The sequence below is a fragment of the Conexibacter sp. JCM 18997 genome (genome assembly GCF_055391915.1).
Genome location: NZ_AP043885.1, coordinates 2,118,638 through 2,138,551, shown reverse-complemented (window position 1 = coordinate 2,138,551; position 19,914 = coordinate 2,118,638). Strand labels below are relative to the sequence as shown.

At 73.0% G+C, this 19,914-nt stretch carries 20 protein-coding genes; 14 read left to right on the top strand and 6 right to left on the bottom strand.

What is annotated here, in order from left to right; translation table 11 throughout:
* Positions 1–31 precede the first annotated feature (31 nt).
* The 9 genes from ACZ5UI_RS11065 (at position 32) to ACZ5UI_RS11025 (ending at position 8,308) form a co-directional block, all read left to right on the top strand.
* A complete protein-coding gene (locus tag ACZ5UI_RS11065; RefSeq protein WP_464197205.1) occupies positions 32–421 on the top strand; it encodes a DUF7144 family membrane protein in 390 nt (129 codons plus the stop codon).
* Positions 422–431: 10 nt separating this feature from the next.
* A complete protein-coding gene (locus ACZ5UI_RS11060) occupies positions 432–1,655 on the top strand; it encodes an acyl-CoA thioesterase/bile acid-CoA:amino acid N-acyltransferase family protein (protein ID WP_464197203.1) in 1,224 nt (407 codons plus the stop codon).
* 83 nt (positions 1,656–1,738) lie between these two features.
* A complete protein-coding gene (locus ACZ5UI_RS11055) occupies positions 1,739–3,919 on the top strand; it encodes a S8 family serine peptidase (RefSeq protein ID WP_464197201.1) in 2,181 nt (726 codons plus the stop codon).
* 11 nt (positions 3,920–3,930) lie between these two features.
* Positions 3,931–4,884, top strand: a complete 954-nt coding sequence (locus tag ACZ5UI_RS11050) for an ABC transporter ATP-binding protein (protein WP_464197199.1) — start codon at positions 3,931–3,933, stop codon at positions 4,882–4,884.
* On the top strand, positions 4,881–5,597 hold the full coding sequence (locus ACZ5UI_RS11045) for a hypothetical protein (protein WP_464197197.1): 717 nt from the start codon (positions 4,881–4,883) through the stop codon (positions 5,595–5,597). Before ACZ5UI_RS11050 ends, ACZ5UI_RS11045 begins: the two co-directional genes overlap by 4 nt.
* Positions 5,598–5,667: 70 nt before the next feature.
* Positions 5,668–6,108, top strand: coding sequence for an RrF2 family transcriptional regulator (locus ACZ5UI_RS11040; RefSeq protein ID WP_464197195.1), 441 nt, complete (start codon positions 5,668–5,670; stop codon positions 6,106–6,108).
* 28 nt (positions 6,109–6,136) lie between these two features.
* The gene (locus ACZ5UI_RS11035; RefSeq protein ID WP_464197193.1) at positions 6,137–6,751 is read left to right on the top strand and encodes a DUF892 family protein; all 615 of its coding nucleotides are present in this window, start codon (positions 6,137–6,139) and stop codon (positions 6,749–6,751) included.
* Positions 6,752–6,887: 136 nt separating this feature from the next.
* A complete protein-coding gene (locus tag ACZ5UI_RS11030; RefSeq protein ID WP_464197191.1) occupies positions 6,888–7,802 on the top strand; it encodes a zinc-binding metallopeptidase family protein in 915 nt (304 codons plus the stop codon).
* 134 nt (positions 7,803–7,936) lie between these two features.
* Positions 7,937–8,308, top strand: a complete 372-nt coding sequence (locus ACZ5UI_RS11025; protein ID WP_464197189.1) for a cupin domain-containing protein — start codon at positions 7,937–7,939, stop codon at positions 8,306–8,308.
* Here the strand turns inward: ACZ5UI_RS11025 and ACZ5UI_RS11020 are convergent.
* A complete protein-coding gene (locus tag ACZ5UI_RS11020) occupies positions 8,298–8,885 on the bottom strand; it encodes an STAS domain-containing protein (RefSeq protein ID WP_464197187.1) in 588 nt (195 codons plus the stop codon). The two genes, ACZ5UI_RS11025 and ACZ5UI_RS11020, sit on opposite strands and share 11 nt — an antisense overlap.
* 104 nt (positions 8,886–8,989) lie before the next feature.
* Complete coding sequence (locus ACZ5UI_RS11015; RefSeq protein WP_464197185.1) at positions 8,990–9,376, bottom strand: Na-translocating system protein MpsC family protein; 387 nt, start codon at positions 9,374–9,376, stop codon at positions 8,990–8,992.
* A 129-nt stretch (positions 9,377–9,505) separates the two neighbouring features.
* Here ACZ5UI_RS11015 and ACZ5UI_RS11010 point away from each other — a divergent pair, with 129 nt between their 5' ends.
* The gene (locus tag ACZ5UI_RS11010) at positions 9,506–9,892 is read left to right on the top strand and encodes a Na-translocating system protein MpsC family protein (protein ID WP_464197183.1); all 387 of its coding nucleotides are present in this window, start codon (positions 9,506–9,508) and stop codon (positions 9,890–9,892) included.
* A 4-nt stretch (positions 9,893–9,896) separates the two neighbouring features.
* Here the strand turns inward: ACZ5UI_RS11010 and ACZ5UI_RS11005 are convergent, their stop codons facing one another.
* Positions 9,897–10,622, bottom strand: a complete 726-nt coding sequence (locus tag ACZ5UI_RS11005; RefSeq protein ID WP_464197181.1) for a Crp/Fnr family transcriptional regulator — start codon at positions 10,620–10,622, stop codon at positions 9,897–9,899.
* A gap of 133 nt (positions 10,623–10,755) precedes the next feature.
* Positions 10,756–11,040 (bottom strand): HU family DNA-binding protein, encoded by a 285-nt coding sequence (locus tag ACZ5UI_RS11000; protein ID WP_464197179.1) that lies wholly within the window; start codon positions 11,038–11,040, stop codon positions 10,756–10,758.
* A 110-nt stretch (positions 11,041–11,150) separates the two neighbouring features.
* On the opposite strand from ACZ5UI_RS11000, the gene ACZ5UI_RS10995 reads away from it, so the two are divergent.
* Entirely contained in the window at positions 11,151–11,801 is a 651-nt protein-coding gene (locus ACZ5UI_RS10995; protein WP_464197177.1) for a DUF1402 family protein, read from the top strand.
* Here the strand turns inward: ACZ5UI_RS10995 and ACZ5UI_RS10990 are convergent.
* Positions 11,734–13,482 (bottom strand): S53 family peptidase, encoded by a 1,749-nt coding sequence (locus ACZ5UI_RS10990; RefSeq protein ID WP_464197175.1) that lies wholly within the window; start codon positions 13,480–13,482, stop codon positions 11,734–11,736. The two genes, ACZ5UI_RS10995 and ACZ5UI_RS10990, sit on opposite strands and share 68 nt — an antisense overlap.
* Positions 13,483–13,558: 76 nt before the next feature.
* Positions 13,559–15,991 (bottom strand): M14 family metallopeptidase, encoded by a 2,433-nt coding sequence (locus ACZ5UI_RS10985; protein ID WP_464197173.1) that lies wholly within the window; start codon positions 15,989–15,991, stop codon positions 13,559–13,561.
* A gap of 47 nt (positions 15,992–16,038) precedes the next feature.
* Here ACZ5UI_RS10985 and ACZ5UI_RS10980 point away from each other — a divergent pair, with 47 nt between their 5' ends.
* Genes ACZ5UI_RS10980 through ACZ5UI_RS10970 form a run of 3 tightly spaced genes read left to right on the top strand, consistent with a single transcriptional unit; the run spans position 16,039 to position 19,902 of the window.
* On the top strand, positions 16,039–17,613 hold the full coding sequence (locus tag ACZ5UI_RS10980) for a GMC family oxidoreductase (RefSeq protein WP_464197171.1): 1,575 nt from the start codon (positions 16,039–16,041) through the stop codon (positions 17,611–17,613).
* 22 nt (positions 17,614–17,635) lie between these two features.
* Positions 17,636–18,073, top strand: a complete 438-nt coding sequence (locus tag ACZ5UI_RS10975; protein WP_464197169.1) for a VOC family protein — start codon at positions 17,636–17,638, stop codon at positions 18,071–18,073.
* 41 nt (positions 18,074–18,114) lie between these two features.
* Positions 18,115–19,902, top strand: coding sequence for a serine hydrolase domain-containing protein (locus tag ACZ5UI_RS10970; protein WP_464197167.1), 1,788 nt, complete (start codon positions 18,115–18,117; stop codon positions 19,900–19,902).
* Positions 19,903–19,914: the final 12 nt, after the last annotated feature.

Genomic DNA, 19,914 nt, shown 5'->3' with positions numbered 1-19,914 from the left:
GGTGACAGACCGTCAGCGAAAGGACGCACCGATGGGCGTAGCGCCGAAGAGCGGATCGAAGACCAGTGGATGGGCCCTGTTCGTCGCGACCTACCTGGGGATCGCGGGGGCGCTGAACCTGATCTGGGGGATCGCGGCGTTCGCCGAGAAGCGCAACTTCCACCCCGAGGATCTGGTCCTGTCCACGCTGACGACCTGGGCCTGGGTGGCGGTGATCGTCGGCGCCGCGCAGCTGGTCGGCGCGGTCCTGGTGTCGATGCGCCGCGTCGGGGGCGTCGTGATCGCGGCCAGCCTCGGCTTCGTCGGGCTGCTGACGAACTTCATGGCGATCGGCGCCTTCCCGGTGTGGTCGGCCATCCTGATGGGCGTCAACGCGCTCATCCTGTGGGCGGCGACGGTGCACAGCGACGAGCTGATGTAGTCCGCCCTCGATGATCATCGAGGTCGGCTCGCCCGACGCGCTCAGCGACGTCCCCCCGCAGGTCACCGTCCGCGATGCGCAGCCGGAGGCCGGCGTCGAGCTCGTGGCCTCGGTGCAGGACGCCAAGGGCCGCACCTGGCGGTCGCAGACGGCGGCCCAGGCCGACGCCGCCGGCCGCGCGGACTTCGGCGGCGACCCGTTCGGGCTGCTGTGGAACCTGGCCCCGCAGGGCGACGACCAGACCAGCGCGTTCGCCGTGCACTGGACGGGGTTCGACGTCGCGTTGCGCGCCGGCGACGCGACGGCGACGCTGACGCGGCGCTTCGCCGCCGAGGGCGTCACGCGCGAGACGGTCGACACCGACGGGCTGGTGGCGACGCTGTTCCTGCCCGCCGGACCGGGACCGCATCCGGCGGTCGCCATGTACCACGGGTCGGGCGGCGGCATCGCCGGGTTCGAGCCGTCGGGCGCGCTGCTGGCCTCCCATGGCTACGCGACGCTGGTCATCGGCTGGTTCGGCGCGGGGGACACGCCGCCCGACATCCGCCGGGTGCCGGTCGAGTCGCTGGCCCGCGGCATGTCTCACCTGCGCGCCGACCCGCGCATCGACCCCGCGCGCGTCGCGGTGCTGGGCACCTCGGCCGGCGGTGAGGCGGCGATGGTGCTGATCGCCACGCTCCCGCAGATCGCTCCGGCGGCCGCCGTGTCCGTGGCCGGCAGCAGCGTCGCCTGGCAGGCGCTCGTCGACGGTCGCCCACCCGAGGAGTCGCGCTTCACCCAGGCCGGGCGCGACGTTCCCTGGGCGCCCGTGGTGGGGACCAAGCTGCTCGCGCAGATGCTGGTCGAGAACCCGCTGCGGCGGCTGGTCGGGCGCACGCCTGAGCTGCATACCCTGGCCGCCTACAGCGCGGGTCTGGCGTCGCCCGAGGCCGAGCGGGCCGCCCTGGCCGTCGAGCGCTGCGCCGCGCCGCTGCTGCTGTTCGCCGGAGCCGACGACGAGGTGTGGCCCGCCGCGCCGATGGCCCGGGCGATGCAGGCGCGCCGGGGCGAACGCGACGGCGACCGGCTGGTCGTCTTCGACGACACGGGCCACGTCAGCCTGCGCCCGCCCGGCCTGCCCACGACCGTCCTGCGCTCGGGCGATCTGGTCTTCGGCGGCGACCCGGGCGCCTTCGCCGCGGCGATGCGCGCCTGCTGGACCGAGCTGCTCGCCTTCCTGGGCGCCCACGTCTGAGCCCCCGGCGGCCGATGTGCCGGAAAGCAGGCGGCGAGTCGATACCCTGCCGCCCGTCGTCGCCACCACGAGAAGGAACTCGCGTGTCCCCGTCCGCCTTGCTGCGAGCACTGACGCTCGCCCTGTCGTTGCTGCTGCTCGTCCCCGCGGCGAGCGCCCTGGCCGAGATCGTCCCCGGCCAGGTCGTCGTGAAGTTCGCCGACGCACCGGCCCCGGGCGCCCGGGCCGCGGCCCTGGATCGCGTCGGCGCCGAGGGCTCGAGCGCCCTGGCGATCCCCGACACGCGCGTGGTGACGCTGGATCCCGACGCTGACGTGCGCGCGGCCGCCGCCCGGCTGCAGGCCAGCGACGCCGTCGTGTGGGCCGAGCCCAACTACGTCGTCCGGGCCAGCGCGCTGCCCAACGACCCGGGCATGAACCTGCTCTGGGGCCTGCGCAACACCGGCCAGGTGCTGCCCCAGGACCTGTCGGGTGGCACCGCGTCGCAGGCCGGCACCGCGGGCGTCGATGTCGGGGCGCTGCCCGCCTGGGACATCACCACCGGCGCGTCGCGCGTGCTCGTCGGCGTCGTCGACTCGGGCGTGGCCAAGCACGTCGACCTCAACGCCAACCTGCGCACGGACCTGTCGCGCGACTTCACCGTCCAGGGCGACGGCGTCCCGGCCGATCCGTACGCCGACAGCGACGGCCACGGCACGCACGTGGCGGGCACGATCGGGGCGGTGGGCAACAACGGCATCGGCGTCGCCGGCGTGGACTGGACCGTCGGCCTGGTGTCGCTGCGCGCGCTGGACCCGAAGTCGGGCACGAGCGCCGGCATCGCCAGCGCGTTCGCCTACGCCGGTCAGCGCGGCCTCCCGATCGTCAACGCGTCGCTCGGCCTCCCCGAGTACTCGCGGGCGATGGAGGACGCGATCGAGCTCGCGCCCAACACGCTGTTCGTCGTCGCGGCGGGCAACGAGAGCACGAACCTGGACGGCACGCCGAGCTACCCGTGCTCGCTGCCCGAGGCCAACATCGTCTGCGTGGCCTCGATCGACAACGACGGCGCGCTCTCCTACTTCTCCAACACCAGCACGACGTCCGTCGATCTCGGTGCGCCCGGGAACCAGATCCTCAGCACGCTGCCCACCTACGCCCCCGACGAGCCGGTCGCGGTGACCGGTGCGTGGACGCACGGCGGAACGCTGGACGACTGGACCTTCGACGCCGGCGCCGAGGTGTGGAGCACCGGCGTGCAGGCCGGCACCGACTCCTGGCTGCAGGTGCCGCCGGTCGACCTGACCGGGCAGCGCGCCTGCACGATGAAGATCACCTGGGCGACCGATTGGCCGCCGGAGGCCGCGGCGGCCCTGGTCGAGCGCTCCGTCGATGGCGGCGCGACGTGGCAGCTGATCGCCGCACAGGGGGCCAGCACCGACGGCGATCCGATCGAGGGCGTCGGATCGGCCAAAGCCGACGGCCTGGCCAACGTGATCTTCCGCGTGCGCCTCCTGGGCAGCCCGACGTCGCCGACGCTGACCGACGCGCTCCAGGTCAGCGGCTTCGCGCTGCACTGCCTGGCCCCGGGCGACAGCGTCACCTACGACCGCCTGAGCGGCACGTCGATGGCCTCGCCGCACGTCGCCGGCGTGGCCGCGCTGCTGCTGGCCAAGGACCCCGACCTGAGCACCGCGCAGCTGCGCCGCGCGCTGCTGTCGACCACGGTGGCGATGCCCAGCCTGACCACCGCGACGGCCACGGGCGGGCGGGTCGACGCCAACGCCGCGCTGGCCAGCCTCGCGCCCACGCCGCTGCCCGTGCCGTCGGGCGGCGGCACGACCACCACGACCACACCGGTGCCGGTCGCCCCGATGACCAGCGGCGACGCGGCGCCGGCCGCGCCGCCGGTGGCCGCCGCCACGCCCGCGCCGCTGCGGGCGAGCCTGCTGGCCGAGCTGGGCCGGCTGCGCTCGGACGGCGTGCTCACCGCGCGCGTCGGGGTCTCCCGGACGGCGAGCGGCCGCGTCGACGCGGTCCTGCGCTGGCGCGGTGGCTTCGTCCGCGTCGCCGGTGTGACCCGCGACGGGCTCGAGCCGGGGGAGATCGCCACCATGCGACTGTCGCTGTCGCCCGCGGCGCTGCGCCGCGTCCGCGCCGCGCGGGCCGCCGGCCGTGACCTGCGCGTCCAGGTGACGTTCACCGCCACGGCGACGGACGGCCAACGCGCCGAGACGACCCGGTCCCAGACGCTGCGGGTTGCCCGGAAGGCCGATCGCACGTAGCGTTCGGCGCCGTGGCCGGCGCGGGGGCAGAACCACATCCGATCGAGTTCGACGGGCTGGTCAAGCGGTTCGGTAAGCGGACGGTCCTCAACGGGCTGTCCTTCGCGGTGCCTGCCGGGACGGTCGTGGGGCTGCTCGGACCCAACGGCGCCGGCAAGTCGACGGCGATGCGCGTGCTGCTCGGCCTGCAGCATCCGACCGAGGGACACGCGCGGGTGCTCGGCGAGGACGCGGGCTCACCGGGCTTTCGGGACGCGACGCGCAAGGTCGGCACGATCATCGAGGCCCCGCCGCTGTACAAGAACGCGACGGCGATGCAGAACATGCAGATCCGCGTCGCGGCGATGGGGCTGAAGCTCGACGAGGGGCAGATCCGCGAGACGCTGCATCAGGTCGGGCTGGCCGACCGGGCCAACGATCACACCGGTGCCTTCTCGCTGGGGATGCGCCAGCGGGTGGGGATCGCGATGGCGCTGGTGGGCGATCCGGAGATCGTCGTGCTCGACGAGCCGACCAACGGCCTGGACCCCGAAGGCGCGGTCGAGGTGCGCGACCTGGTGCGCTCGCTGCCGCAGCGGGGTGCGACGACGCTGCTGTGCACGCACCGCCTGGCCGAGGTCGAGGCGACGTGCGACTACGTCGTCGTGCTGCAGGGCGGGCGGCTCGTCGCGCAGGGATCGCTGGAGGACGTGATCAACTCCGCGTCGGGCGGCGGCGTGGAGATCCGGGTCTCGCCCGACGAGGTCGACGCGGCGTCGCGGGTCGTCGCCGGCCTGGGCCTGGGTGGCCTCACGGTGCAGGACGGCGCGATCGTCACGGCCGACACCCCGCCGGATCCGGCGGTCATCACCCGCGCGCTGGCCGACCAGGGGATCTACCTCAGCGGCCTGCACGTGCGCCGGGCGACCTTGGAGGAGGCGTTCCTGGAGTTGACGCATCGCGACGAGCAGGAGGCGTCGGGATGAGGGGCGAGATCGCCAAGGTGCGGTTCCTGCCGCTGCCGCGCTGGACCGCCCTGGTCGTGGCGGCGGCCGTGGTGATCCTGGGCGGCGCGCTGCTGGTGGCCGCGCCGAGTAAGCCGGACTCGTACGTGTCGATCCCCGACACGGTGGTCAGCCTCGTCGGCCTGCTGGCGACGATGGTCTTCGGGGTGTGGCTGTCGACGCTGGACTTCAACTCGGGAACCCTGCAGCGCACGCTGACCGCCGAGCCCCGGCGGGGTCACGTGCTGGCCAACAAGCTGATCCTGACCCTGGCCGCCGGTGCGGTGACCGGGCTGGCGATCGCGGCCGCGGCCGGCGGTCTGGTCCGCCTGGCCGCCAATCACGCGGGGGTCGTCATCGACAAGGGCGATCTGGCCGCCGCCGTCTTCGGCCACGCCCCGCAGGCGGTCACGAGCGCGGCGATCGGGTTCGGCTTCGGGTTGCTGGCCCGCTCTCTGGGCGGCGGCATCGCCGCCGCGCTGGTCTTCGTGCTCGTGTTCGACGGGATCATCGGCTTCATCCCGGGCGCCACGGACTACACCTACGGTCAGCTCACGCAGGATCTGGCCAGCAACATCACCGGTCGCGGCGAGACGAAGAACGGTCTGGCGGTGTCGCTCATCGGGGTGATCGCCTGGTGTCTGATCGTGATCGTGCCCGGCTGGGTGCGCTTCCTGCGCAGCGACCTGAAGTAGCCGCTGCGCGCCGGTCCGTCCCGTCATAAGCCAACTGAAACAGTAGGCTTACTAAGGATGGATCGACGCGATGCGCATCACCGCCACTGCTGACATCGCTCTGCGGGCGACGCTCGAGCTCGCGCTGGCGCCGGCGGGCGTGTTCGTGCCGGTGGGCGCGATCGCCGGTCCGCAGGCGATGTCGCCCACCTTCCTCGTGGCGATCCTGCACGACCTGCGTCGGGCCGGGCTGGTCGACAGCCGCCGCGGGTCCGACGGCGGCTACCGGCTCGCCCGTCCGCCCGAGGCGATCGCGCTGGCGGACGTGATCCGCGCGGTCGAGGGCCCGCTGTTGACCGTGCGCGGCGAGGCGCCAGAGGACCTGGTCTACGCGGAGCCCGCCGTCGCGCTGCGCGAGGTGTGGCTGGCGTTGCAGACCAGCGTGCGCACCGTGGTCGAGCAGGTGACGATCGCCGACATCGCCGCGGGCCGTCTGCCGTCGGTCTGGTCAGAGCACCAACAGGTGGGGTAGTCGGCGCGGACCCGACCAAAGGACGTTCATGGCGAAGTCGCTGACTCCCGAGCGCGATGCGGTCATCGCGAAGTACCTCAACGAGGCGTACGGGAAGGAGAAGCAGCTGGAGACGGCGCTGGCCGCACAGATCAAGCTGGCCACGCGGCCACAGCTGAAGAAGGGTCTGCAGGACCATCTGAAGGTGACCAAGGCGCAGTCGCGCGGGCTGAAGAAGCGCATCAAGGAGCTCGGCTCGACGGCCACCGACGGTCCTGACCTTCCCGGTCCGGGTCTCGTCACCGAGGCCGCTGCCGGCGTCGCCAACGTGGCCAACCGCGCCGCCGCGGCGGCCAAGGGCCCGCTGCAGGCGGCGCGCGGGACGAGCGAGGCCGACAACGAGTTGCGCAACGTCCGCGACTGCTACTGGAACGAGGCCGAGGAGATCGCCCACTACGCGGTCATCGAGTCGATCGCCGAGCAGCTGGGCGACGCTGACACGGCCAAGCTGGCGCGCGCCTACCGGCGCGACGAGGAGAAGATGCAGCGGCTGCTGGAGCGCCAGATCGGTCCGCTGACACGCGCCGTGGCGATGGCCGAAGTGCCCGCCGCCCAGCGGCGCAGGCCCAAGCCGGCACGCCGTCGCAGCGCCACGACGGCCTGAGCTCGGATTGAGACCGTGGCGTCTGGGAAGACGCCTGATGCACCCGCACCGACCGCGCGACGCTCGAATCCGGAGCGCTGGTCGGGGCGGGTGCTCTCAACCTACGGATCACGATCGGTGCTAGATCAAGCCAGCGATGATCGCCTTTTCCTGCCCCGTGTGCCGGGCGTTGGTGCACTTCGAGAACTCACGCTGCCTGGTCTCGCAGACCGCGCTGGCCTACGCGCCGGCGCAGCGCGCGATGGTGCAGCCGGGCGTCCGGTGTGCCAACGCCGCCCTGATCGGGTGCAACTGGCTGGCTGAGCGCGAGGGCGAGCTGTGCGCGTCGTGCGCGCTCACGCGGGTGCGCCCGGCGGACGACGACCCCGACGGCCGCGCGGGCTGGGCCTCGGCCGAGGCGGCCAAGCGGCGGCTGCTGTTCGAGCTGGCCGAGCTGAACCTGCCCGTCGACGGGCTGTCGTTCGAGCTGCTGTCCAGCGCGCGCGAGCCCGTCACCACCGGGCATGCGGACGGGGTCATCACCCTGGACCTGGCCGAGTCCGACGACGCCCACCGGATCGAGCAGCGCGAGCGGATGGACGAGCCCTATCGCACGGTGCTCGGCCACTTCCGCCACGAGGTCGGTCACTTCTTCCAGCCGGTGCTGGTGCCCGACGGCTCGCCCAGCACGGCGCGGATGCGCGCCCTGTTCGGCGACGAACGCGCCGATTACGGGGCGGCGATGGAGCGCCACTACGCCCAGGGCGCGCCGGCCGACTGGGCCGACTCCTTCGTCAGCGCCTACGCGACCATGCACCCCTGGGAGGACTGGGCGGAGACCTTCGCGCAGTATCTGCACATCCAGGACGCGATGCAGACCGCCCGCTCCTACGGCGTCACGCTGGCCATCCCGCCGGCGAACTTCGCGGCGCTGTTGACCGACTGGCTGCCGCTCTCGATCGCGCTGAACGCGGTCAACCGCTCGATGGGGCTCGACGACCTCTACCCGTTCGTCCTGTCGGCCCCGGTCATCGAGAAGCTCACGTTCATCGACGGCCTGATCCGGACCTAGGCGACGTTGCCGTCTGGCCTGTGGTCGCGCATCCTCTTCTGATGGGCTCGCACGACACCACCCCGTTCTGGCGCCGTCCGCTGGTGCTGGCACCTCAGTCGAGGCGCAGCACGGACACGCCGCAGACGCAAGGCATGCGGCGGTACGCGGCGATCTCCGGCACCCTCACGGGCTCCCAGCACCTGTGGATGGGCGGGAACGTGGTCGGTCCCGGAGAGGCGTCGGCCGATCACCATCACGGGCCGGCGGACAGCGGCATCTACGTCGTGTCGGGGCACCCTCGGTTCACGTTCCTCGTCGACGACGTCGAGACCTCGATCGACGCGGCGCCCGGCGACTTCGTCTACGTGCCGGCCTGGGTGCCCCACCGCGAGGAGAATCCGTCGGCCGACGAGCCGGCCGTCGTCGTGCTCGCGCGCAGCACGCCGGAGGAGATCGTCGTCAACCTCGCCGACCTGTGGGCCACCGAGGGCATCCCGACGCAGACGGACGGGCTCACCCCGTGACGGCGGCGAAGTCCGTGAAGGTTCCGTGCTGGGCCAGCGCGCGCGACACACGGCGGACGGCATCCTCCGCATCGTCGGCGTCGATCCAGACGCGGTGGCTCAGCCCATCGGCCGGATGCCCGGGATGCTCGGCGCCGGCGTCGGCGAGCGCGTCGAAGCCGGGCTCGGACAGCCCGCCGCGGAAGCTGACGATCCACATCGCGGAGGGCACCGCGACCTGGCGCGGATCGGTGGCGAACTCGAGGTGCCCGTCGATCCCGGCGGCGTCGAACGCCTGCCGGACCTGGGCCGACCCCGGGACCACGACCAAACGTGTCCCGTCCAGCATCGCCTCGGCGTTGGCGTCGTCGATCCCGCGGACGCCGCTCGGGTCACAGGCGGACAGCTCGCGCAGGTCGAGGATCACCAGCAAGACGTCCTCGGGGAGCTCGCGCAGGGCGCGTCGCAACTGCGGGACGGCGTGAGCATCGAGCTGACCGGTCGGCACGACCAGCGCGAGCGGGACCGACAGCGTCGTCTGGACGTCGAACGTCAGCGGCAGCTGACGCGTCTGGCGAGAGGCAGAGCCTGAGGACATGGGGCGACTCCGGACGCGGTAGATCGATCCGAAAGTCAGGCGGGACTACGCGGCCCAACAAGGAGCCGCGTCCTACCGCTACTGCCCTTCCGGGCGCAGCTTACTCAAGGTGTCCCGGCCTCAGATTCTCCGGGCGCGAGGACGAACAGCTCGATCTCCATGTCGGGCCCGACGTGGTGGGTGGAGATGAACCCGACCACCTGGCGTCCGGTGATGCGCTCGACCACGGCGATGAACCGTTGGCGCATCGCCTGCTGGAACGCGCTGCGCGTCTCGTGCACCGATTGGGCGCGCTGCAGCTCGATCATGGTCTTCTCGACGTCGGTGTAGACGTCGCCCAGGAGACAGACGAGCAGGTCGTCGCCCATCAGCGTGGTGCGGGCGGTGGCCGGGGGCCGGCCGTGATACCGCTCGTGCAGCGCGACCATCTCCGCCGTGATGGCATCGAGCATCGGGTCGCCGCGCAGCGGCTCTTCGGTGGGGTTCGCCACGGCGAACAGCCCTTTCTGAACCGTCCTCTGGCGGTAGGACTCGCACGCGAGGTAGAGGACGGCAGGTAAGACCCGACGGCGAACGCCGGGTTGACTCTACTCGCGTGCGACTGCGATCGTGTGGTTTTCGTGCCGACGGACCCCACGAACACCACGCCGCGCAACGGTGATGTGCGCACGGCGATCTCCGAGGGGATCGTCGCGCTGCTGAAGCACTACTACGGCGTCGGCCCGACGGAGGCCAGGACGTACTACCACGACGACCTCGTCGTGTGCCTCATGCGCGGCGGGTTCACGCGCGTGGAGCGGACGCTGCTGGAGGGCGGCCGCACCGCAGCGGTCATCCAGCAGCGCATGGAGTTCCAGGAGGTCATGCGCGATCGCTTCGTCGAGGTGGTCGAGTCAGCGAGCGGTCGCGGCGTCGTCGGGTTCATGAGCGGCAACCAGCAGGACCCGGACATGATCTGCGAGGTCTTCGTGCTCGCGCCGATCGAGCTGCGCGCGGACGACGCCTGACCGCCTACGCGCCCACCGACACGGCATCCGCGGGCGGGGCGGCGATCCTGGCCTCGACGCGGAGGTCGATCAACCAGCCCCGGTCGGTCCGGCGGAGCAGGCCGTCTCGGGCCAGTTGCGCGAGCGCCGCGGAGGCCGGTGGTCGAGACGCCCCGACGAGCGAGGCGACGACGTCATGCGTGAGGTTGAGTGGGAGGAGGACGCCGTCCGGCGTGACGCGCCCCCAGCGTTGCCCGAGCCGCCAGAAGGCCAAGAGCAGGCGCTCGTCGATGCGCGGGATCCGCGCGATCGCGACCTGCAGCGCGACGCGGTCGACCTGACGACCGAGGCGTTGCCCGAGCTCGACGAGCACGGCCGGCCAGCGCGCCGCGAGCGCGAGGAAGCGGCGGTCGATCAGCCCCGCGACGACGGGCGTCATCGCCGTCCAGCTCATCCGCAGATCGGCCGGATCGGCGATGTCGCCGTCGTTCCAGGGCCGAACGAGGTCTCCCGGACCGAACAGCTGGGCGGTCTTGCGGCCGTCCAAGGTCATCGTCCGCAGGGCGATCCCCTCGGTGATCAGCAGCCCGAGGGAGGTCTCGCGGTCCGGGGCGAGCCGCGCGGTGCGCCAGCGTCCCGCCGGGGCGCGGACGCCGACGGCGATGAGGCTCCGCTGAGCAAACGCGAGCTCGGTCGGGCCCACTGCGGCGGCCAGACCCGCATCGGCGCCGAGCAGCTCGATGCCGGCCATCCCGCTCCTCTCCTTGGGGTGGGCGGGCGTTACCCCCTCAGACGCCTGGCAAACCGGCGAGCCCGCGAACGGTCCCGGGGAGGCGTCGGCCGACCACACTGACGGGCCGGCCGACCGGGGACAGACGGACGGGCTAGCCCTTGACGGCAGCCTTCAGCGCGGACGCGGCCGAGAACTTCGGAGCGGTCGAGGCGGCGATCTGAATCGTCTCGCCGGTCGACGGGTTCTTGCCCTGACGGGCCGAGCGCTCGACCGTCGAGAACTTGCCGAAGCCCGGCAGGTTGACCTCATCACCGGCGGCGAGGCTCGCGGCGATGATCTCGAAGGTCTTCTCGATCGCGGCCTTGGTCTGCGTGTTGTCCAGACCCGACTCCTGGGCGACCTTGCTGATGAGGTCGTTCTTGCTCACTGCGGCCATGTCGGCCTCCTTGTCATCGATATTCGGGACGGGAGGGTACCCGGACCCCTGGCTGGACTGTTCTGCGCCGGTCGGTCCGCGGGCTCTACGTTGTGCGCACCGTGTGGAAGATGCCGCGTCGCCTTCGCCGCCCCCGACCCACGGGACGCCACCCTCAGGAGCCCCGCCCGCATGCCGGGTTCGAGCGCCAACGCCGCGACGCGCTGGCGCTGATCGGCGGCCGCCGCGCCCAGGTCCACGCGCTGGCGGGACACCACCGCGTCTGCGCGGAGGCGATCGCCGGAGCGATCCTGTGGGACGCGCTGGAGAACCCCTACCGCCGCCGGTGGCTGCGGCTGGGGCCGGGCAAGGTCCATCCCTGCGAGCTGCGGTGCGAGAGCGACGCCGAGCGGGCCGAGAAGGCCGACCTGGTGCCCTTCGCGCCCGGAGGGCCGATCCGCCGCCTGCGCATCCTGCGCCGCCCCGACGGTGCGCTGACCTACGTCGCCGGCATCCTGGCCTACCACGCCGCCAACTACGAGACGATCGCCGGCGTCGACATCCGCGCCGACGCGGCCGTCCTGTGCACGCTCTACCAGGGCGGGTCGAGCGAGCGCCGCGCGGCGCGCCTGGCCCAGCGCCGCGTCAGCGACCCCACGGCGATGCCGCAGGCCGCGGACGAGATGGGTCCGTGGGTCGGCTCGCAGCTCGGGTTCATCCGAGCGCTGCTGACCGGGCCGAGCCCGTCGTCGCCCGTCCGTAGCCCAGCGCCACGTCGTTGAAGCGGGGGATGTTCATCGAGCCCCAGCCGCTGGCCAGGTCGTAGCCCGGGGTCGCGCTGCAGCAGCCGATCGGCTGGCCGGCGGAGATCGGCGGCTGGATGGCGGTGCCGACGTCGTTGGTGCCGACGGTCACGTCGGACAGCACCTGCGCGCGGTTCTTGGACTGGGCGATGCGGTAGATCAACGGGTTCAGCAGCCCGAGCGTCGGCTGCCCGTGGGCGCGGGCGGCCTGGTTGGCCAGGGCGACGCCGGCGGCCATCAGCGGGGTCGCGGCCGACGTGCCGCCGACCGCGCCCCAGGGTGGGTTGGGGACGAACGTCGCGCAGCCCGGGTTGGTGCAGTAGATCGCGTAGCCGGGGTGGTTGTCGGCCAGTGCGGAGATGTCGGGCACGGTCCGGTTGGGCGTGGGCAGCCCGGTGTTCTGCCACCACGGTGACGGGAACAGCAGCGACTGGCCGCCGGTCCCCGCGCCGGTGTCCTGCGGCGAGCCGTTCCACACCCATTCACCGGTCAGCTGGTTGGCGGCATCCAGCGAGATGTTCGTCCCGCCGACCGCGGTCACGTAGGGCGAGGTGGCCGGGTAGGACGGGGTGAGCACCGGCAGCACCTCGCCGTCGGCGTTCAGGCACGACGTCGAGCCGCTGTCGGCGGTGGAGGCCAGCGTCGAGGTGCCCGAGCCGGCGGCCAGCGCGAACAGCGTGTCCAGCACGCGCACGGTGACCAGGTTGCTGGCGATGTCGTTCTCGCAGTCGCCCAGCGAGATCGAGATCACGTCCGGGCGCGTCTTGGCGTTGGCGATCGCCGCGGCGATCGAGAGCAGCGGATCATCGTTCTCGTAGACCGTGATCGACTGCAGGGCGGGCGCGGCGGCGATCAGCACCTCGAGGTCCAGCGTCGTCTCCGGACCGGGCGCCAGCGGCTGGTCCATGGCCACGGGAACCGTCTTGATCGGCGGCGGGGTGATGCCGAAGCACTGCGCGAACGCGGCGACGTCGCTGGGGTTGAAGCCGTCGATCTCGATGACCGCCATGCGCACGCCCTGGCCCTGCAGGCCGCGCGCGTGCAGCGCGTCATGTCCGTAGGCGGTCAGGTACTGGTTGGGCGTCCAGCCCGGCAGCCCGGGGAAGCGGACGGCGTTCTGGCCGGCGGTGCAGCCCGCGGGCGAGCCGGTGCGCGGGGCGGCCGACTGGTTGACCGACGGATCGGTGGCGGCGTGGCGCCGGAAGGACGGTCGGTCCTGGGCGAACGTCGCGGAGGCGACGATGCCGCGCAGCGCTCGCGGCACGGCGGGCGTCGCCGAGGCCGCGGCCGCTCCGGACGGCGCCAGCGCGGCGCGCACGGCGGCCGGATCTCCCGTGACGGTCGCGAACGCGCCGCTGGGGTCGATCGTCGCCCGCAGACCGTGGCGGGCGGCCCACGTCCTGGTCTGCGCCTTGGCCTTCGGCTTGGGTCCGAAGGCCTTGACCAGCTGATCGACCGTGCGGTACCGGCGGTAGCGCTTGGACGTCGGGTCCGAGACGGACCGCACGAACGTGGCCAGCTGCTTGGAGTAGCTGAGCTCGAACAGCACGGTGAGCTGGTCCGCGTCGGGGGCGTTCTGCGCGGCGGCCGAGCCGGTGAGCCCGGCGCCGAGCGCGACGGTGGCCATGGCCAGGATCGCCGCGCGCCTCAGGATGGTCATCACGTCGGGCAGCCTATTCGCGGCCGAGCGCGGTGAGCAGCCCTGGCTTGGGCGGCGGGGCGCGTGGAGCGGACGCTCAGCGCTTCAGCGTCAGCGTGATGCGGTCGGTCGCGCGGGTGCCGTCGGCGGCGATCCCGACGACGACGAGCCGCAGCGTCACCGACCGGCGATCGGACAGCTGGCGGCGGGCGGCACGCGTGAAGCGCAGGCGCAGCGTGGCCTGGTCGTGACGGCCGGCCAGGCCCGCGGTCGCCACGGTGTCGGTGCCGCGCAACAGCGCGGCGGACGGGCCGCAGGCGGGGGAGCAGGTGACGCGCACCGCGAGGCCGTCGCGCAGCGCGCGGGCCAGCCGCGGCGTCCCCGCGCGTGCGTCCAGGGTCAGCGTGGTGCCGGCCGCGGACGGCGCGGGCTGCTCCGCCACCGGCGCGGTCGGCGCGGGCGCCGGCTCGGCGGGCGCGGACCGGGCGGGCGAGGCCGGCACCGGGATCGGGCACGCGTTGGGCAGATCGACGCGCTCGCCCCGGTCGACCCGAACCGCCAGCTCGCTGACGACGAGCCCGCCGATCCGGCAGCGCAGCGTCCAGCTCTCGGCCGGGCCGGCCGGGGAGGCCACGGGCGCGGCGAAGGTGATCGACAGGTCGAAGACCTTGTTCGTGGAGTCGTAGTCGACGACCTTGGCGACGTAGTCGCCCGGGATCAGCGCGCGGGTCGGTCCCGTCCCCTGCAGCCGGACGATCTCCGGCCAGTCGGCCGAGGCTCCCTCGCCGAGGAAGGTGCGCGCGCCCCCGCTGCCCAGCCGGTAGACGAACACGTCGAAGTCGTCGTCGGCGGTGGCCCCGGCCAGGCGCACCTCGGCGGAGGCGTTGTCCTCACCGGCCGCGATCGTGAAGGGAACCTCCTGGACCGCGCCGGCGGGCGCGTCGGCGGCCTGCGACTGCGTGTACTGGAAGGAGGTCGTCGTGCCCGGCGCGGTGTAGGCGACCGGGGCCGTGGTCGGCCCCTCGGGCCCGCGCTCGGAGACGTTCGCGATCGGGCGGGTCGACGGGTTGGTGTGCAGCGCGAAGGTGCCCGAGGCGGGCACGGTCAGCGAGGACGACAGCGTGTCGCCGAACGTCAGGGGCGCCAGCGGGGACCCGCCGGCCTGGATGATCGGCGACGTCGACGTGGTGAACGAGTGCGTCAGCTCGATCCGCGCCCCGGCGGGCGCGCGGCCCGCGACGACGCTGTGGGCGGCGGCGTCGGCCGCCTTCTCCAACCCGATCAGGTAGGCCTCGCGCAGCCCCGGGTACCGGTCGGCCCACACCGCGTAGTCGGGATGGAACCCGGCCAGCGAGTCGCCGGGGACGTCGGCGCCGATCTCCGGCGTGTAGCTGAGCACGCCGGCGGTCCAGTACGACCAGTCCTCCATGCCGCCCGAGGTGTCGTAGAGCGCGTAGGCCGGCTGGCTGACCAGGCCCGAGACGGCGCCCATCGCATCGCCGAGCTGCTTGAGCAGCGCCTCGTCGGGCGGGGTGGCCGAGGTGGCCTGGCCGGGTGGGCGCAGCATCAGGTCGCTGTAGGTGTGGTTGGAGATCGCCACGGTGATCGTGCGCGACGACATCAGCGCGCGCACGTTGCGCGACTCCGGTTCGGAGAACGGCCCTGAACCGCGATAGGCGTCGCTGGTCGGGTCGTAGGAGGCGCCGGGCGCGCCCCACAGCCCGCCGTAGTTGCGGTTGGGGTCGGTGCCGAGGCGGAGGTTGGCCGGATCCGCGCACTGACCGGCGGTCGGGGTGGCGTCGGCCACGATGCGGCAGTTCTTGCGCTTGTACTCGAAGGTGCCGCCGCCCCGCGACAGCACGAACCCGTCGGGGTTGATGACCGGCACGGCGATCACCCGGGCCCGGCCGAGCAGGTCGGTGATGCGTGGATCGCCGCCGGCCAGCGAGTCCGCGAGGTCGATCGCCCACTCCATCGTGGCCTCGCCCGACGGCCACTCGCGCGAGTGGTGCAGGCCCATGATCAACATCGTCGGGCGGCCGTCGTCGGCGGCCACGTCGCTGGCGATCTCGACCCCGCGCACGGGCCGGCCCTCGAGCGTGGGCTCGGCCAGCGTGACCGGGCGCACCGTGTCCGGATGCGCCGCCACGAGCGCGTCGAGATCGGCGTTGTAGTCGGCCAGGGTGCGGTAGGAGGTGCGACCCGACGGCAGCGTCGCTCGCGCGGGCGCGCGGTCGGGGGCCGGCCGGCGGCCGGAGGCCGGCGCGGGACGCTCGAGCGTGTAGGACAGGCCCGTCTGGATGAGCGCCGCCTCGTCGGCGGGGCCGTGCAGGATCACGGCGACCCGCCCGACCGCGTCGCGTGGACGGTGATCGAGCAGGTCGAGGCCGGCCTCCTGCAGCACTGACACGGGCTTGCTGCCCGGCGCGTAGACCAGCGCGACCTGCGCCGGATCGGCGGCGTCAGCCAGGGCGGGAGCGGCGAAGATCAGCAGCACGCCCAGGGCGAGCGCGGACAGACGGGCGTGCATCGCCTGAAAAATAGTGAGACCGGGGCGGCGAGGAGTAGGGTCGCGCCGTGCCGAGCTACGACTTCATCATCGTCGGCGCGGGCTCCGCCGGCTGCGTGCTGGCCAATCGCCTGTCGGCCGACCCGTCGATCCGGGTGCTGCTGCTCGAGGCCGGCGGCAAGGGCCGGCACCCGAACATCCGGATCCCGGCCGCGTTCGCCAAGCAGTTCCACACCAAGCTGGACTGGGACTTCGCCACCGAGCCCGAGTCGTACGTCGACGACCGCTCGTTGTACGTGCCGCGCGGCAAGGGCCTGGGCGGATCGAGCTCGATGAACGCGATGCTCTACGTGCGCGGCCGCCCGCTGGACTACGAGGGCTGGGCGGCCCAGGGCGCGACGGGGTGGGGGTACGCCGACGTCCTGCCCTACTTCCTCAAGGCCGAGGACAACGTGCGCGGCGCCTCGCCGTGGCATGGCGTCGGCGGCCCGCTGCGGGTCAGCGAGCAGCGTTCGCCGCGTCCGCTCGGACGGCGCATGATCGCCGCCAGCGAAGCCGCCGGCATCCCCTACATCGCCGACTACAACGGGCCCGAGCAGGACGGCGTCTCGATGTTCCAGGTCAACCAGGCCGGCGGTCAGCGCTTCTCGGCCGCCGACGCCTACCTGCGCCCGGTCCGCACGCGTCCCAACCTCGAGGTGCGCACGGGGGCGACGGTCCTGGGCATCGTGCTCGAGGGGGCGCGCGCGGTCGGCGTCCGGGTCGCGCACGGCCGCCGCGGCGACGAGGTGCTGCGCGCGGGGGAGGTGATCGTGTCCGCCGGGGCGATCGGGTCCCCGCAGCTGCTGCAGCTGTCCGGGGTGGGCGATCCCGACGAGCTGTCGGCGGTCGGCCTGACCGCCGAGCACGCGCTGCCCGGCGTCGGGCGCAACCTGCAGGACCATCCGTTCGTCACGATCCTCTCGTCGGTCAGCGACGAGAACACCCTGGCGCTGGCCGAGAAGCCCAAGGCCCTGGCCGAGTGGCTCCTGCGCCGCAGCGGCCCGCTGTCGTCGACCGTGGCCGAGGTCGTCGCGTTCTGTCGCACGCGCCCGGGGCTGCCGGCCGCCGACATCCAGTTCCACATGGGCGCGGCCTACTTCGAGGACCACGGCGCGGAGACCTACGACGGGCACGCGATGGTCATCGCCCCGGTGCTCGTCTCCCCGCAGGCGCGCGGGCGCGTGTGGCTGCGCTCGGCCGACCCGACCGCCAAGCCGCGGATCCTCACCAACACGCTCTCCGAGCCCGACGACGTCGCCTCGCTGGTCGCCGGCATGCGCCTGGCCCGGCGCATCGCGGCAGCGTCGCCGCTGCGCGAGGTGGTGACCGAGGAGCTCAAGCCCGGCGCGGGCGTCCAGGACGACGACGAGCTCGCCGCCGACCTGCGCCGGCGGCTGATGCTGATCTACCACCCGGCCGGCACCTGTCGCATGAGCGACACCCACGAGGAGGCCGTCGTCGACAGCCGGCTGCGCGTGCACGGGCTCGACGGGCTGCGCGTGATCGACGCATCGGTCATGCCGGTGATCCCGGGCGGCAACACGCACGCGCCGACGGTGATGATCGCCGAGCGCGGCGCGGACCTGATCCTGCGGTCCTGATGGGACACCAGGAGACCGCCACATGACCGTCCAGCGCTTGGAGCACATCGGGATCGTCGTCGACGACCTCGAGGCGGCCACCGCGTTCTTCACCGCGCTCGGCCTCGAGCTGGAGGGCCAGGCGTCCGTCGCCGGCGACCTGGTGGACCGCATCAACGGCCTGGACGCCGTGCGCGCCGACGTGGTGATCCTGCGGACCCCCGATGGTCTCGGCAAGGTCGAGCTGGCCAGGTACCACTCGCCGGCCTATGCGGGCGCCCACGGTCCGCTGCCCGCCAACGCTCCGGGCCTGCGCCACATGCTCTTCGTCGTCGACGACGTCCAGGAGTCGCTGGCCGCCCTGCAGGCGCACGGCGGCGAGCTCGTCGGCGAGCTGGTCAACTACGAGAGCAGCTACTGGCTGTGTTACGTCCGCGGCCCCGCTGGGGTCATCGTCGAGCTGGCGGAGAAGATCGGTTGACGGCGGACTGGAGGTGGAGGCTCGCGACGGTCGCCGCTGCGATGGCGCTGGGCCTCCCCGGGGCGGTGGCGTCGGCGGCCGAGCCGACCGACTACGGCCCGGCGATCGCCCAGCTGCAGCGCGACATCCCCGCGGCGATGGCCAAGGCCGGCACCGCCGGGCTGTCGATCGCGCTGGTCGACGGCGACCGCACGGTGTGGGCGCGGGGCTTCGGCACCGCCGACCGGGCCACGGGCGCGCCGGTCACCGCCGACACGTTGTTCCACATCGGCTCGTCGTCGAAGACGATGACCGCGGCGCTCGTCATGCAGCTGGTCGAGGAGGGCAAGGTCGACCTCGACGCGCCGCTCGCGCGCTACATCCCGGGCTTCTCGCTGCTGCCGCGGTTTCCCGGGTCGGTGATCACCGTGCGCAGCGTGCTCGACCTGCACTCGGGGATCCCCGGCGACATCAACAACGGCATCGTCACCACGCGTCCGAGCCCGGGCTGGACGAACTGGGTGCTGGGGACGCTGATCAGCCAGTACCCCGAGCGGCCCGCGAACACGGCGTGGTCCTACAGCAACACCGGGTACGCGCTGCTGCAGCTGCTGGTCGAGAACGTGACCGGCGAGCCGTTCGAGGCCTACTCGCGGGCGCGGCTGTTCGGGCCGGTGGGCATGACGCGCACGACGTTCAACGACGCCGCGCTGGCCGACGGCGACTGGGCCCGGCCCTATCAGGCGGTCCTGGGGCAGAGCGGGGCGGTGTCGAAGGTGGTGGCCCGGCCGCGGGAGTACTTCAACGGCTGGGGCGCCGGCTCGGTGATGTCCTCGGCCAACGACATGGCGGCCTACCTGAAGACGCTGATCGCCCGCGGCGCCGTCCCCGGCGGCGGGCGGGTGCTGGAGGCCTCGACGATGCAGCAGATGCTCACGCCGCAGACCCGACTGGCCATCGACGTGATGCCGTCACGCCAGGGGCTGGGCTGGTGGCTGGGCGACACGGAGAACGCGTGGATGGGGCGCAGCGCGCACTGGGCGGGCGACACGGTCAACTACGCGACGTTCCTGCGCTGGCTGCCGGACTCCGATCTGGGCGTGTTCCTGAGCGTGAACACGAGCTCGGCAGTGCCGGTGCGCGCGCCCATCGGCCTGGAGGCGCTGGGCCTGATGGTCACGGCCAAGACCGGCCGGGTGGCACCGGCGCGGGCGGTGCCCGGGCCCGTGGTGGCGGTGCCGCGCGGGGTGCGGCAGCGGGCGGCCGGACGCTACGCGACCGGCAACGGGGTGGACGTGGTGCGCGTGCACGGGCGGGGTCTGTCCTGGACGGCGGGTGCGCAGACGCCCGGCGCGCCCACCGCGACGATGCTGCCGCGCGCCAACGGCTGGTACACGACGACCGATCCGCCCGCCGGCTACCCGGGGAGGACGGTGTCGATCAAGCCGCAGACGGCCGGGGGCCATCGGTTGCTGCTGATCGACCAGCCCGACGGCGTGTGGCCGCTGGACGGCACGGCGGCACGCGGCGAGCGCGTCCCCGCGGGCTATCGGATCCCGCGGGCCTGGCGGGCGCGGGTGGGTTCGTACCGTGCGACCAACGACCTGGCCTTCAACTACCCGGGGCTGATGGACACGCGCGGCCGGCTGCGGATCGACCACGGGCTGCTGCTGTGGCAGTACGACGCGGGGTCATCGTGGACCACGAAGGTGCTGCGGCCCGACGGCCCGGACCTCGCGTTCACGTTCGGCATCGATCCCTACCAGGTGCAGCGCGCGGCGGGCAACGCGGTCACCCCGGTGGGCGACACGCTGACGCTCATGACCCAGACGTTCCGCCGGGTGGGGTAGAGGCGCGAGCCC

Excerpts from the sequence above, each read along its gene's own strand:
- ACZ5UI_RS11060 (WP_464197203.1), top strand. The coding sequence starts at position 432 with ATGATCATCGAGGTCGGCTCGCCCGACGCGCTCAGCGACGTCCCCCCG.
- ACZ5UI_RS11025 (WP_464197189.1), top strand. The coding sequence starts at position 7,937 with ATGCGGCGGTACGCGGCGATCTCCGGCACCCTCACGGGCTCCCAGCAC.
- ACZ5UI_RS10985 (WP_464197173.1), bottom strand. The coding sequence starts at position 15,991 with ATGCACGCCCGTCTGTCCGCGCTCGCCCTGGGCGTGCTGCTGATCTTC.
- ACZ5UI_RS10995 (WP_464197177.1), top strand. The coding sequence starts at position 11,151 with ATGCCGCGTCGCCTTCGCCGCCCCCGACCCACGGGACGCCACCCTCAG.
- ACZ5UI_RS11040 (WP_464197195.1), top strand. The coding sequence starts at position 5,668 with ATGCGCATCACCGCCACTGCTGACATCGCTCTGCGGGCGACGCTCGAG.
- ACZ5UI_RS11000 (WP_464197179.1), bottom strand. The coding sequence starts at position 11,040 with ATGGCCGCAGTGAGCAAGAACGACCTCATCAGCAAGGTCGCCCAGGAG.
- ACZ5UI_RS11065 (WP_464197205.1), top strand. The coding sequence starts at position 32 with ATGGGCGTAGCGCCGAAGAGCGGATCGAAGACCAGTGGATGGGCCCTG.
- ACZ5UI_RS11005 (WP_464197181.1), bottom strand. The coding sequence starts at position 10,622 with ATGGCCGGCATCGAGCTGCTCGGCGCCGATGCGGGTCTGGCCGCCGCA.
- ACZ5UI_RS11045 (WP_464197197.1), top strand. The coding sequence starts at position 4,881 with ATGAGGGGCGAGATCGCCAAGGTGCGGTTCCTGCCGCTGCCGCGCTGG.
- ACZ5UI_RS10975 (WP_464197169.1), top strand. The coding sequence starts at position 17,636 with ATGACCGTCCAGCGCTTGGAGCACATCGGGATCGTCGTCGACGACCTC.
- ACZ5UI_RS11035 (WP_464197193.1), top strand. The coding sequence starts at position 6,137 with ATGGCGAAGTCGCTGACTCCCGAGCGCGATGCGGTCATCGCGAAGTAC.
- ACZ5UI_RS11020 (WP_464197187.1), bottom strand. The coding sequence starts at position 8,885 with ATGTCCTCAGGCTCTGCCTCTCGCCAGACGCGTCAGCTGCCGCTGACG.
- ACZ5UI_RS10970 (WP_464197167.1), top strand. The coding sequence starts at position 18,115 with ATGGCGCTGGGCCTCCCCGGGGCGGTGGCGTCGGCGGCCGAGCCGACC.
- ACZ5UI_RS10990 (WP_464197175.1), bottom strand. The coding sequence starts at position 13,482 with ATGACCATCCTGAGGCGCGCGGCGATCCTGGCCATGGCCACCGTCGCG.
- ACZ5UI_RS11030 (WP_464197191.1), top strand. The coding sequence starts at position 6,888 with ATGATCGCCTTTTCCTGCCCCGTGTGCCGGGCGTTGGTGCACTTCGAG.